The organism is Rhodoferax sp. OV413 (genome assembly GCF_900104385.1).
Classification (GTDB): domain Bacteria; phylum Pseudomonadota; class Gammaproteobacteria; order Burkholderiales; family Burkholderiaceae_C; genus Rhodoferax_B.
Genome location: NZ_FNJA01000001.1, coordinates 1189974 through 1202838 on the forward strand (window position 1 = coordinate 1189974; position 12865 = coordinate 1202838).

Consider the following 12865-nt stretch of genomic DNA (forward strand, 5'->3'; position numbering starts at 1 on the left):
ACAAAAACATACCCTGCTGTGTAAAGCAGCGCAGCCGGGCTGTAGCCGGCGGCGCCCTCAGAAGCTTAGAAACGCGCGAAGTATTCCTGCAGCCGATCCTGGAAAAGCTGCTTCTGGCTGGCGTCGATAAAGCTGCCCTCAAAGCTGTTGTACGCCAGTTGGTAAGCATGATGGGCCGTCAGGCCGGTGGCGGCAAAGGTTTGGGTAAAGTTCTCGTTGATGTAGCCGCCAAAGTAAGCCGGGTCGTCCGAGTTGACGGTGGCCACCAGGCCGGCGTCGAGCAGCGCGCCCAGGTTGTGGTCGGCCAGATCGGGAAACACGCAAAGCTTCTGGTTCGACAGCGGGCAGACTGTCAACGGAATGCGGTCCTGCGCCAGGCGCTGCATCAGCAAGGCATCGTGGACGGACTGCACGCCGTGGTCGATGCGCTCCACATGCAGCACGTCCAGCGCGCTCCAGATGTAGGCCGGTGGTCCCTCCTCGCCCGCGTGCGCCACCAGGCGCAAGCCCAGGCTGCGGCATTTGGCGAAGACCTTGGCGAACTTTTCCGGCGGGTGGCCAAGCTCGCTGGAATCCAGGCCGACACCGATGAATTTGTCGCGCAGCGGCAGCGCCTGCTCCAAGGTAGCAAACGCGTCTTCTTCACTCAAATGGCGCAGAAAGCACAAGATCAACACCGCACTCAGGCCCCACTGTTTTTGCGCATCGACGCAGGCGCGGTGCAGGCCGTTGATGACAGTGTCGATGGCCACACCGCGCGCGGTATGGGTTTGCGGGTCGAAGAAGATTTCTGTGTGCGCTACGTTATCTGTAGCAGCCCGCGCAAGATAGGCGTGCGCCATATCGTAGAAGTCTTGCTCGGTCAACAGCACGCTGGCGCCGGCGTAGTAGATGTCCAGAAAGCTCTGTAGATTGCTGAACGCATAGGCGCTGCGCAGCTCTTCGACGCTGGCGTAGGGAATCGCCACGCGGTTGCGCTGGGCCAGCGCGAAGATCAGCTCGGGCTCGAGCGAGCCTTCGATGTGGATGTGCAGCTCGGCCTTGGGCATGCCGCGCAGCAGCTCAGGCAGGCGGTCGGCGGCGATAGCGGGTACGGTGAAGGGTGTGGTCATCAGCAGACTCCAAAAGTAATACCCAGGTGTTTCAGATAGCGCCGGTAAGTGGCAGAGGCCTTGTCCGCCGCGGTATGCAGCTCGGCCCGCGGGTCCAGCGGCAGGCGCTTGGGGGTTTGCGATTCCAGCACCGGCTGGTCCTGCGCGAAGATGGTCTGCTGGAAGGTCCGCAGCTTGTCGTCAGACGCCGGCCCATCGGGTCCAGCCAGTCTAAACCAGACCCGGCTGTGCTCCGGGCCGACCGGGCAGATGAACATGCCGATCGCTTCACGGTAGTCGACCAGCGCGACGCTGGACGCCTCGGGCACTTTGGTCAGCACGGCGGCGTACGGCGCCTCCACCGTGTAGCTGTATTCCACCTGCGCCGGCGCGGTGGCGTGCGCACTGGACTGCGGCTGCCAGGCCTTGCACTGCGTGGCAACAAAGCCATCGGGCGTGCTGTCGACCCGGTAGTCATCAATCGAACAGGCACCGCGGCTGCCCAGCCAGCCCTCGTGCACAAAGGCGAAATGCGCCATGTCCAGAAAATTCTCTACCAGCCGTGGTGCGCTGGTCGCCACGTCGAACGGGCCACAATTGATCTTGCGCAAACGGCTGTCGGCCTCGGCGGTAAACGGCACCAGATCTTGCGCATCGGCACTACCCTGCAGCCGCACCCAGACCAGGCCATAGCGCTCGCAGGCCGCAAAGCTGCGCACCACATGGCTCGCGGGCGGGCTGAAGTCTGGCAAGGCCGGCACATGCACGCACTGCCCCGAGGCCGCAAACTGCCAGCCGTGGTACGGGCACTCCAGCCGATCGCTACAGACCCGTCCCAGCGACAACCGCGCGCCGCGGTGCGGGCACTGGTCGACCCAGGCATGCGCCACGCCCGCCGAGTCGCGCCACAGCACCACCGGCTGCTCCAGCAAAGTGGCGGCCAGCGGCTGCTGCGCCAAATCAGCGCTCGCAGCCACCGGATGCCAAAGAGTTTTTTCCATCATGTTCAAGGTATCCAGCAAAGACTGTGCCGCAAACAAAAAAGCCGCTCCCAGAGCGGCTTTGAATCTCAACAGGCATCACCCACGCGACTAGCCGCCCCTTCCAGAAACACCGCAGAACCGGCTCCGCCGGGCTGCTGGTGTTGCCCCCTGCAAGGGGGTTGGCGGCCACACGCAGTGGGCAAGCCTGGGGGTGAGCCTTATTTCCCGCCTGGAATCTTGCCTTCCACGCCCTTGACGTAGAAGTTCACACCGCCCAGGAAGGCGTCGTCGGCCACCGCATCCTTGGCCACTACCACCTTGCCGGCCTGGTCCACGATCGGGCCCTTCCAGATGGCGAAGCTGCCGTCGGCCAGGCCCTTCTTGATCTCGTCGATCTTGGCCTTGGTTTCAGCAGGCACGTCTTCGGCGATGGACACGATGTCGATCGCGCCTTCCTTCACGCCCCACCAGCTCTTGCCGCTAGCCCACTTGCCGTCCAGGGCGTCCTTGGTGGTCTTGATGTAGTACGGACCCCAGTTGATGACGCTGGATGCCAGATGGGCCTTGGGGCCATAAGCGGTCATGTCCGAATCCCAGCCGAAGGCGCGCTTGCCCTTGCTCTCGGCGGTCTTCAGCACGGCGGGCGAGTCGGTGTTTTGGAACAGGATGTCGGCGCCGCCGTTGATCAGCGCGGTCGCGGCTTCGGTTTCCTTCGGTGGGCTGAACCATTCGTTAACCCAGACCACCTTGGTCTTGATCTTGGGGTTCACGCTTTGCGCGCCCAGGGTGAAACTGTTGATGTTGCGGATGACTTCAGGGATTGGCACCGAGCCGACCACGCCCAAGGTATTGGACTTGGTCATCTTGCCGGCGATCACACCGGCCATGTACGCGCCTTCGTAGGTGCGGCTGTCGTAGGTGGCCATGTTGTCGGCAGTCTTGTAGCCGGTGGCGTGTTCGAACTTCACGTCCTTGAAGTCGGCAGCCACTTTGAGCATGGACTCCATGTAGCCGAAGGTGGTGCCGAAGACCAGCTTGTTACCGTTGCTGGCCATGTCGCGCAGCACGCGCTCGGCGTCGGCGGATTCGGGCACGCTTTCCACAAAGCTGGTGCTGATCTTGTCGCCGAATTCTTTTTCCAGCGCCTTGCGGCCGTTGTCGTGGGCAAAGGTCCAGCCGCCGTCGCCGACCGGGCCGACGTAGGCAAACGCAATCTTCAAAGGCTCGGGCTTGGGAGGGGGGGCTTCGGCAGCCGGTGCCGAGGCCGCAGGCGCGGCAGCGGGTGCTGGCGCGGGTTCTTCCTTCTTGCCGCAGCCGGCCAGGGCCGCCGCCACCGCCGATGCGGCAGCGATTTGAATCAAGGTGCGTTTCTTCAGGTCAGTCATGTGATTTCACTTTCTGGGGGGTTTGCGAGGAGAAATTCGAACGTAACAAAATGATTATGAACCGGGATAAAACGGTTTCCCGAGCGAAGCCGGCATGTTGATGCGAATCCACGCCGGGTTGCGCGAGATCAGCGCCAGCACCACGATGGTGGCCAGGTAGGGCAGCATGCTCAGCAGCTGGCTGGGCACGTCCACCCCCACGCTTTGCAGGTGGAACTGCAGCATGGTCACGCCGCCAAACAGGTAGGCACCCAGCAGCACGCGGGTCGGCCGCCAGGTGGCGAAGGTAGTCAAGGCCAGCGCGATCCAGCCCTTGCCGGCCACCATGCCCTCAACCCACAGCGGTGTGTAAACCAGCGAAATATAGGCACCGGCCAGCCCGCACAGCGCGCCGCCCACCACCACCGCCAGGAAGCGGATGCGCCGTACCGGATAACCCAGCGCGTGGGCCGACTCGGGCGACTCGCCCACCGAGCGCAGCACCAGGCCGCTGCGGGTGCGGTACAGAAACCAGATCAAGGCCGCCACCAGCGCCATCGCCAGGTACACCAGCGGGTGCTGGCGGAACAGCGCCGGCCCGACCAGGGGGATGTCGCCCAGCACGGGGATGGAGAACTGCATGCGTTCGGGCAGCTTGGCCTGCACATAGCTGATACCGGCAAACGCCGAGAAGCCGGCGCCGAACAGGCTCAAGGCCAGGCCGGTAGCGTACTGGTTGGTGTTCAGCCAGATCACCAGCACCCCGAACACCGCCGCCAGCAGCGCACCCGCACCGATGCCGGCCGCAAAACCCAGCCAGTCGCTGCCGGTATTCACTACGGTGGCGTAGCCGGCGATGGCCGCGCAGAGCATCATGCCCTCGGCGCCCAGGTTGACGATGCCGGCCTTTTCGTTGACCAGCAAACCCAAGGCGGCCAGCGCCAATACCGTGCCAGCGCTCAACGTGGCCGCAAATAACAAGGCATACGAATCCAATACCGTTCCCATTACGCAGCCTTTCTGAAACGTATGCGATATGCAATGAGGGTGTCGCAAGCCAGCAAGGTGAACAGCAGCAGGCCCTGGAACACACCGGTCAGGGATTTGGGCAAGCCCAGGCGAGACTGCGCGAGTTCACCGCCGATGTAGAACATGCTCATCAGCACGGCAGAGAACACCATGCCCACCGGATGCAGCCGCCCGACAAAGGCGACGATGATGGCCGCAAAGCCGTAGCCCGCCGGCACATAGGGCGTGAGTTGACCAATCGGCCCGGCGACTTCCAGAGCGCCGGCCAAACCGGCTGCGCCGCCAGAGGTCAGCAGCGCAATCCACAAGGCCTTGCGCGACGAAAACCCCGCATAGCGCGCCGCCGCCGGCGCCAACCCGCCCACCTGCTGGGCAAAGCCGGCCCGGGTGCGGAACAGGAACACCCACAGCACTGCCACCCCGGCCAGCGCGATCAGCAGGCCGATGCTGACCCGAGAGCCCTTCCACAGCCGCGGGATCTGGGTCACGGCGTCGAAGTTCTTGGTCTGCGGAAAGTTGTAGCCCAGCGGGTCTTTCCACGGGCCGTAGACCAGGTAGCTGAGCACCATGGTGGCCACGTAGACCAGCATCAGGCTGACCAGAATCTCGCTGGCGTTGAACTTGTCGCGCAGCAGCGCGGTGATGCCGCCCCAGACCATGCCGCCCAGCACGCCGGCCAGCAGAATGGGAATGACGATCCAGCCGCCGGTGCTCTTGTCGGCCAGCAGCGCCACGCCCGAGGCGAACACCGCGCCTATCAGGTACTGGCCTTCGGCGCCGATGTTCCACACATTCGAGCGGAAGCACACCGCCAGCCCCAGCGCGATGATCAGCAGCGGCGTGGCCTTGACCATCAGCTCGCCCAGCGCATACGGGGTTTTGATCGGCTCCCAGAAGAACACCATCAAGCCCTTGACCGGGTCCTTACCCAGCGCGGCGAACAGGATGACACCGATCAGCACCGTCACCAGCAGCGCCAGGATCGGCGAGCCATAGGCCCAGAACTTGGACGGCTGGGGGCGCGGTTCAAGCTTGAGCATGCGCCGCCTCCGCTGCGTTCGGGGTGTTCCACAGTCCGCTCATCCATTCTCCAATCTGGGCCACGGTGGCCGCTGCACGCGGGATCGAGGGCGACAGCCGGCCCTTGGCCACCACGTGCAGGCGGTCACAGATTTCAAACAATTCGTCCAGCTCTTCGCTGACCACCAGCACCGCGCAACCGGCGTCGCGCAAGGCCAGAATCTCGCCGCGGATCTGCGCGGCCGCACCCACGTCCACGCCCCAGGTGGGCTGCGAGACGATCAGCAGCTTGGGGTTGGCGTCGATCTCGCGGCCGACGATGAACTTCTGCAGATTGCCGCCCGACAGCGACTTGGCCGCCGCGTTCGGCCCGCCGGTCTTGACCTTGAAGCGCTCGATCACGCCCAGCGCCTGGGTCTGCAGCGCCCGCACCTTGATCCAGCCGCTGGGGCTGATGGCATTGGTGCGCGTCAGCATCAGGTTGTGCGCCAGGCCGATGGTCGGCACGGCGCCCCGGCCGAGACGCTCTTCGGGCACAAAGTGCACGCCCAGCGCGCGCCGCTGGTTCGGCCCGAGCTGGCCTACGGGCTTGCCGAACACCGTCACCATGCTGGCGGCGGCGCGGGTGTCTTCGCCCGACAGGGCGTACATCAGCTCCCGCTGGCCGTTGCCCGAAACGCCGGCGATGCCCACTACCTCGCCGGCCCGCACCTCCAGGTCGATGCCATCCAGGTCCACGCCAAACTGGTCTTCGCGCGGCAGGCGCAGGCCTTGCACCTTCAATACGGTGGCGCCGGTCTTCACCTCGCGGTGCTGCAGCGCCGGCGGCTCGGCGCCGATCATCAGCCGGCTCAGCGAGGCATTGGTTTCCTCGGCCGGGTTGCAGACACCGGTGACCTTGCCGCCGCGCAGCACGGTGCAGGCGGTGCAGAGTTCGCGGATCTCGTGCAGCTTGTGGCTGATATAGAGGATGCTGCAGCCTTCGCTGACCAACTGCTTGAGCACCACAAACAGTTTTTCCACCGCCTGCGGCGTCAGCACCGAGGTCGGCTCGTCCAGTATCAGCAGCTTGGGGTTGGTCAGCAGCGCGCGGATGATTTCGACCCGCTGCATCTCGCCCACGCTCAGGGTGTGCACCGGGCGGCTCGGGTCGATGTCCAGGCCGTAGGCGCTGGCCTTGGCGACGATGCGCTGGGTCACCTCGGCTAGGCTCAGGCTTTTGTCCAGGCCCAGCCAGACGTTTTCGGCCACGGTCAGGGTGTCGAACAGGCTGAAATGCTGGAACACCATGCTGATGCCCAGCGCCCTCGCCTCTTGCGGATTGCGGATGTGGACGGGCTGGCCGTTGAACAGCACCGTGCCTTCGTCGGGCTTGACCGAGCCGTAGATGATCTTCATCAGCGTGGACTTGCCCGCGCCGTTCTCACCCAGCACCGCATGGGCTTCGCCGGGCTGCACCGTCAATGACACACCGCTATTGGCCACCACCGCGGGGTAGCGCTTGGTGATGTTGGTCAGTTGCAACCTGGGTGGAGCTGAGGTTGGGGCCATAGCTTGGGGATTCTCGATTTATAAAAATTATGCTTCCAGCGCAGGCGTATATTACACGAGCAGCTATGCTTTTCGTAGCGAAGCCGCCACCGACTTGGTGAGTGCGCGCAGCCACTTGCCCGAGGCCGAAGTGTGGGTGCGCGCATGCCAGAGCTGGTAATACATCATGCGGGGAAACGGCAGCGGACACGGCAGTATCTTCACCGGCAACTGCGCCGCATAGCGCTCGCAGTACTGCCGTCCCGTGGTCAGCACCAGCAAGCTCGATGCCACCATGGCCGGGATCAGGCCGAAATGCGCGCAGCGGGCCACGATGTTGCGGCGCAGGCCCAGGGTCTCCAGGTGTTCGTCGATCACGCCCTTGGCACCCGGATGGGTGGGCGTGGGCGCAATGTGCTCGGCCGACAGCCAGGTGTCCTGGTCCCAGCCGCGGCGCGCCGCCGGGTGCTCCAGGCTGACCAGGCTGACCACCTCGTCGCCAAACAAGCGGCCCATGTGCAGGTCTTCGGGCGGGCGGCTCCAGTTGCCGATCACCACGTCCAGCTCGCCCTGGGCCAGGTGCGCGGGGTAGTCCAGATGGCCCGACAATGGGTGGATTTCGATCGCGCACAGCGGCGCCTCGGACTTGATGCGCGCCACCAGCTGGGGTAGAAACAAGGGATCGAGGTAGTCGCTGGCGGCGACGCGGAAGGTGCTTTGGGCGGTTTGCGGCTCGAAGCTGCGCACATCGCTGAACAGCACCTCGGCGGCACGAAGAATGCTGGCACTCGGCGTCAGCATGCGCAAACCCGCATCGGTGGGCACCATGCCAGAGCCAGAACGCACCAAAATAGGATCATCGGCCAGATCACGCAGCCGCTTCAGCGCCGCGCTCACCGCCGGCTGGGTCATGCCCAGGCGGATGGCGGCACGGGAGACGCTGCGTTCAGTAAGCACGGTATGCAAGACCCTGATGAGATGGAGGTCGATCTTGTCGAAAAGCGTCTGGTCTCTCATATAGGTGTATGGATGCGTGTCATATGCTGCTGCGTATGTGGAGTGCCTGTTACAAACTTACCCTGTGCTCCGCCCCTGCCTCACTAGGAATTTTTAAGCCATGACGACCCAAACCATTCGCTTCATACGGCGCGGCCAGACCGTGGCGCTGGGCAATGTACCACCCGACCGCACGCTATTGCAGGCGCTGCGCGAAGACTTAGGCGCCTGCGGGACCAAGGAAGGCTGCGGCGAAGGCGACTGCGGTGCCTGCACCGTGGTGCTGGCCGAGCCGGAAAATGGCCGCTTACGCTTTCGCGCCATCAACAGCTGCATCCGCCTGGCCCACTCGGTCAACGGCATGGCGCTGTGGACGGTGGAAGACCTGGCCCAGGCCGACGGCAGCCTGCACCCCGCACAAGAGGCCATGGTGCAGTGCCACGGCTCGCAGTGCGGCTTTTGCACCCCCGGCTTCGTGATGAGCCTGTTCGGCATGTACCAGAACAGCGTCTGCCAAGGCCAGGCCATCAGCCGCAGCGATGCGCAAGAGGCACTCTCGGGCAACCTGTGTCGCTGCACCGGCTACCGGCCGATTCTGGACGCGGCGCAGCAGATGGAGCAGCTGCCCACGGTGCGCATCGACGAAACCGCTTTGCTACAACATCTAGAGCAGCTGGCGCTGATCCGGTCTGCGGCGGAGCCCGATTTTGCATATAAATCACCGCGCAGCCTGGACGAACTGACCGCCGCCCGCGCCGCCTACCCCGGCGCGCAAATCGTCGCCGGCTGCACCGATGTCGGCCTGTGGGTTACCAAGATGCACAAGCATTTCGACCGCGTGCTCGACGTGACCCAGGTGGCCGAGCTGCGCCAGATCGAGCCGCATGCCAACTACCTGCAGATCGGCGCCGCCGTGACTTTGCAAGACGCCTACGCCGCCCTGGTCGCCGACCGGCCGCAGCTGCAAAATTTCGCCAACCGCTTCGCCGGCCTGCCGGTGCGCAACTCGGGCACGCTGGGTGGCAATGTGGCGAATGGCTCACCGATTGGCGACTCGATGCCGTTGCTGATCGCACTCGGCGCCAGCGTGGTGTTGGCAAATACCCATGGCACGCGCGAGCTGCCCTTGGAAGACCTGTACACCGGCTACCGCACCAATGTAATGGGCGCCGACGAGGTGCTGGCCTGGATCAAGGTGCCGCGGCCGAACGGGGACTTCATGCGCGTTTATAAGATTTCCAAACGCTTCGACGACGACATTTCGGCCGTCTGCCTGGCGATCAACCTGAGCATCACCGACGGCAACGTTACCCGCGCCTCCATAGGCGCTGGCGGCGTGGCCGCCACCCCGGTGCGCGCGCTGCAAACCGAGGCCGCGCTAGCCGGCCAGCCCTGGACCCTGGCGACCGCCCAAGCCGCCGCGGCCGCGTTGCGCGCCGAGTTCCAGCCGATATCCGACATGCGCGCCTCTGCCGCCTACCGCAACGAGGTGCTGGGCAATCTGCTGCAGCGCTTCTGGCTGGAAAGCCAGGGCCAGACGCAGATCAATCTGGCCCATTTTGACGTGGAGGCCTGTGTATGAACGCCCCTGAAAAACTCAAGCTCGCCAGCAGCGCCGCGGGCCGCTCGGTACCGCACGAAAGTGCGCGCGCCCAGGTCAGCGGCAGCGCACATTACGTGGACGACCTGCCCGAGGTACGCGGCACCTTGTACGCCGCGCCCATCCTGTCCACCGTGGCCCACGGCAAGCTGTTGGGTGTAGACAGCCACGCCGCGCTGGCCATGCCCGGCGTGCAAGCCGTAGTGCTGGCCAGCGACATTCCCGGCGACACGGTGCTGGCCGCGTTTTCCCACGACGAGCCGATCTTCGCCAGCGACACGGTGCAGCACATCGGCCAGGTGGTTGGCGTGGTGGTGGCTAGCACGGTGATGCAGGCCCGCGCCGCAGCCCGCGCTGTCAAGCTGGACATCGAAGCCCTGCCCGCCTTCCTGGATGTGCGCGCTGCCTATGCCGCGCAAAGCTATGTGCTGCCGCCGGTGTTCGTGCGCCGCGGCGATGCAGCCCAGGCCATCGCCGCAGCCCCGCACAGGCTGAGCGGCCAGCTGGAAGTCGGCGGGCAAGAGCATTTCTATCTGGAAGGCCAAGTGGCCTACGTGCTGCCGCAGGAGCAAGGCCAATGGCTGGTCCATTCCAGCACCCAGCACCCGGGCGAAGTGCAGCACTGGGTGTCGCACGCGCTGGCCATCAGCAATAACGCGGTGCGGGTCGAATGCCGGCGCATGGGCGGCGGCTTTGGCGGCAAGGAGACGCAGGCCGGGCATCTGGCCGTCTGGGCCGCCATTGCCGCCAACAAGCTGCGCCGCCCGATCAAGCTGCGGCTGGACCGCGATGACGACTTCACCATCACCGGCAAGCGCCACCCGTTCGCCTACGACTACACCGTGGGCTATGACGACGCGGGCCGCATCTGCGGCTTCAAGCTGCTGATGCTGGCCAACTGCGGCTTCAGCGCCGACCTCAGCGGCCCGGTGGCCGACCGCGCGGTGTTCCACGCCGACAACGCCTACTTTCTGGCCGATGTGGACATCAGCTCGTACCGGCTGAAGACGCATACCCAGAGCCATACCGCCTTCCGCGGCTTCGGCGGGCCGCAGGGCGTGATCGTCATTGAAACCATACTCAGCGAGATCGCGCGCCAGCTCGGCCTGGACCCACTGGAGGTGCGCCGGCAGAACCTGTACGACGCGGCCGACACGCCGAATCCGCAGCGCAACACCACCCACTACCAGATGGCGGTGGAAGACAACATCCTGCATCCCATGCTCTCAAAAATAGAGCAGTCTGCACAATACCAATCACGGCGCAAGGCCATTTCGGCTTGGAACGCGGCCAACCCGGTGATCCAGCGCGGCATCAGCATCACGCCGGTGAAGTTCGGCATCTCCTTCACCGCCACCCTGTTCAACCAGGCCGGTGCGCTGGTGCATGTCTACACCGACGGCAGCGTGCAGGTTAACCACGGCGGCACCGAGATGGGCCAGGGCCTGAACACCAAGGTGGCGCAGATCGTGGCCGATGAGCTGGGCGTGCCGTTCGATAGCGTGCTGGCCACCGCCGCCGACACCAGCAAGGTGCCGAACGCCTCGGCCACCGCCGCCTCCAGCGGCACCGACCTGAACGGCCGCGCGGCCCAGTACGCGGCCCGCAACGTGCGCGACAACCTGGCCCAGTTTGCCGCCGGCCTGGACGGCTGCGGCGCCGGCGCTGTGCGTTTCAAGGACGGCCAGGTGATCACCCCCACAACCAGCCGGCCGTTTACCAGCGTGGTGCAGCAGGCCTACGCCAACCGCATCCAGCTGTGGAGCGACGGCTTCTACCGCACACCCAAGATCCACTACGACAAGACCACGCTGACCGGTCGGCCGTTCTACTACTTTGCCTACGGCGCGGCCTGCAGCGAGGTCGCCATCGACACCCTGACCGGCGAGAGCCGCGTGCTGAAAATCGACATCCTGTACGACGCTGGCACCAGCATCAACCCGGCCATCGACATCGGCCAGGTGGAAGGCGGTTTCATCCAAGGCATGGGCTGGCTGACCACCGAGCAACTGGTGTGGAACGCCAAGGGTGTGCTGTCCACCCACGCGCCCAGCACCTACAAGATCCCGGCCACCGGCGACATCCCCGCGCACTTCAAGGTGGAGCTCTGGAACCAGCCGAACCGCGAGGACAACGTGTTTGGCAGCAAGGCCGTGGGCGAGCCGCCGTTCATGCTGGCGATCAGCGTGTTCGAAGCGATGAAGGAGGCGATTGCCGCCGCACGCGGCGACGGCGCGGTGGTGCAGCTGGCGGCGCCGGCAACGGCGGAAAACGTGCTGCGGGCGCTGGCGGTCAGCGCAACCTAGGCTGTGGGCTGGCTCTCGGGTGTGTCGGCAAAAAAGGCCACGCCCGACTGCCCCTTCTTGGCCACATACATGGCCATATCGGCGTGGTGCACCAGCTCTTCCGGCAGGGCTCCGTCGTCCGGAAAAACGGATATGCCGATGCTGGTGTGGATGGCGAGTTGCTGGCCATCCACCTCGATCGGCTTGCCGATGGCGCTGCGCACGGCCTGGGCGATGCGCTCTATGTTCTCCCGGCCCTGGGGGTGGATCAACAAGTAAAGGAATTCATCGCCGCCGTTGCGGCACACCGTGTCTTCGGCACGGCAATGCGCCACCAGGCGGTCGGCAACCTGCTGCAAAACGCTGTCGCCAGCCGCATGGCCATGGCCGTCGTTGATAGCTTTGAACTTGTCCAGATCGAAGAACATCACGGCCAGGGTCAAGCCATGGCGCTGCGCTTGCGCAATCGCATGGACGAGCCGCAGATTGAAATGCTCGCGGTTGGGAAGGCCCGTCGCCGCGTCGTGCATCGCCTCCCGTTTGGCCTGTTGCTCCGCATCCTGGGCTACCAGCAAAGCGGCTGCGGACTCCGCCAGAGCTTGCTGGGACGCCGCCAGCGCAGCCTCCATGCGTGCCAGCTCGGCAACACCTTGCTCCAGGGTGTCATTTACGTCGTGCAGATCGTCGGCACAATCCTGCACCTCACTCTCCACCTGCTCCATATTGGTCAACGCCAGGCCCACCGCCTTATCGGCAGCCCCTTTGACCAGGTTTTGCATCACGTCGCTTTTCGTGGAACCGAGAACGTCTGCGCACGCCTCTACCCGTTCCCTGACACTTTGGCTTTGCTCCAGCGCGCCCACCAGGGAGGTCAAATCGCCGCTTGGCGCTTTAGGAGGAGTTTTGGGCTGGTTCATGGACCATTGTCCCACCAAGCCCCCGACGGCGTGCGGCACACATGGTGTTA

General features: G+C 64.8%; 10 protein-coding genes. 2 read left to right on the plus strand and 8 right to left on the minus strand.

The genetic code is table 11. The features are described 5' to 3' along the window. Positions 1-65: 65 nt before the first annotated feature. From BLT66_RS05480 to BLT66_RS05510, 7 genes are all read right to left on the minus strand, one after another. On the minus strand, positions 66-1112 hold the full coding sequence (locus tag BLT66_RS05480) for an adenosine deaminase (RefSeq protein ID WP_092756452.1): 1047 nt from the start codon (positions 1110-1112) through the stop codon (positions 66-68). Beyond that, positions 1112-2095, minus strand: a complete 984-nt coding sequence (locus BLT66_RS05485) for an aromatic ring-hydroxylating dioxygenase subunit alpha (RefSeq protein ID WP_092757035.1) — start codon at positions 2093-2095, stop codon at positions 1112-1114. The genes BLT66_RS05480 and BLT66_RS05485 overlap by 1 nt, the downstream gene beginning before the upstream one ends. A 197-nt stretch (positions 2096-2292) precedes the next feature. Then, positions 2293-3459, minus strand: coding sequence for a BMP family ABC transporter substrate-binding protein (locus BLT66_RS05490; protein WP_092756454.1), 1167 nt, complete (start codon positions 3457-3459; stop codon positions 2293-2295). Between the two features lie 54 nt (positions 3460-3513). After that, a complete protein-coding gene (locus BLT66_RS05495; protein ID WP_092756456.1) occupies positions 3514-4434 on the minus strand; it encodes an ABC transporter permease in 921 nt (306 codons plus the stop codon). 11 nt (positions 4435-4445) lie between these two features. Next, on the minus strand, positions 4446-5507 hold the full coding sequence (locus BLT66_RS05500; protein ID WP_092756458.1) for an ABC transporter permease: 1062 nt from the start codon (positions 5505-5507) through the stop codon (positions 4446-4448). Then, on the minus strand, positions 5494-7038 hold the full coding sequence (locus tag BLT66_RS05505) for an ABC transporter ATP-binding protein (RefSeq protein WP_092756460.1): 1545 nt from the start codon (positions 7036-7038) through the stop codon (positions 5494-5496). The genes BLT66_RS05500 and BLT66_RS05505 overlap by 14 nt, the downstream gene beginning before the upstream one ends. Positions 7039-7101: 63 nt before the next feature. Next, a complete protein-coding gene (locus BLT66_RS05510) occupies positions 7102-8034 on the minus strand; it encodes a LysR family transcriptional regulator (protein ID WP_092756462.1) in 933 nt (310 codons plus the stop codon). A 100-nt stretch (positions 8035-8134) separates the two neighbouring features. Here BLT66_RS05510 and xdhA point away from each other — a divergent pair, with 100 nt between their 5' ends. Both xdhA and xdhB read left to right on the plus strand, forming a co-directional pair. Beyond that, entirely contained in the window at positions 8135-9595 is a 1461-nt protein-coding gene (xdhA, locus tag BLT66_RS05515; protein ID WP_092756464.1) for a xanthine dehydrogenase small subunit, read from the plus strand. Beyond that, a complete protein-coding gene (gene xdhB, locus BLT66_RS05520) occupies positions 9592-11919 on the plus strand; it encodes a xanthine dehydrogenase molybdopterin binding subunit (RefSeq protein ID WP_092756466.1) in 2328 nt (775 codons plus the stop codon). Before xdhA ends, xdhB begins: the two co-directional genes overlap by 4 nt. On the opposite strand, the gene BLT66_RS05525 is transcribed toward xdhB, so the two are convergent. Further along, positions 11916-12677 carry a GGDEF domain-containing protein gene (locus BLT66_RS05525; RefSeq protein ID WP_176954970.1) on the minus strand — a complete coding sequence of 254 codons (762 nt, stop codon included), beginning with the start codon at positions 12675-12677 and terminating at the stop codon, positions 11916-11918. The two genes, xdhB and BLT66_RS05525, sit on opposite strands and share 4 nt — an antisense overlap. Positions 12678-12865 lie beyond the last annotated feature (188 nt).

What these genes read in the sequence shown, in the direction of transcription:
- BLT66_RS05480 (WP_092756452.1), bottom strand. Translation starts at nt 1,112, where the DNA reads ATGACCACACCCTTCACCGTACCCGCTATCGCCGCCGACCGCCTGCCT.
- BLT66_RS05485 (WP_092757035.1), bottom strand. Translation starts at nt 2,095, where the DNA reads ATGATGGAAAAAACTCTTTGGCATCCGGTGGCTGCGAGCGCTGATTTG.
- BLT66_RS05490 (WP_092756454.1), bottom strand. Translation starts at nt 3,459, where the DNA reads ATGACTGACCTGAAGAAACGCACCTTGATTCAAATCGCTGCCGCATCG.
- BLT66_RS05500 (WP_092756458.1), bottom strand. Translation starts at nt 5,507, where the DNA reads ATGCTCAAGCTTGAACCGCGCCCCCAGCCGTCCAAGTTCTGGGCCTAT.
- BLT66_RS05505 (WP_092756460.1), bottom strand. Translation starts at nt 7,038, where the DNA reads ATGGCCCCAACCTCAGCTCCACCCAGGTTGCAACTGACCAACATCACC.
- BLT66_RS05510 (WP_092756462.1), bottom strand. Translation starts at nt 8,034, where the DNA reads ATGAGAGACCAGACGCTTTTCGACAAGATCGACCTCCATCTCATCAGG.
- xdhA (WP_092756464.1), top strand. Translation starts at nt 8,135, where the DNA reads ATGACGACCCAAACCATTCGCTTCATACGGCGCGGCCAGACCGTGGCG.
- xdhB (WP_092756466.1), top strand. Translation starts at nt 9,592, where the DNA reads ATGAACGCCCCTGAAAAACTCAAGCTCGCCAGCAGCGCCGCGGGCCGC.
- BLT66_RS05525 (WP_176954970.1), bottom strand. Translation starts at nt 12,677, where the DNA reads ATGCAAAACCTGGTCAAAGGGGCTGCCGATAAGGCGGTGGGCCTGGCG.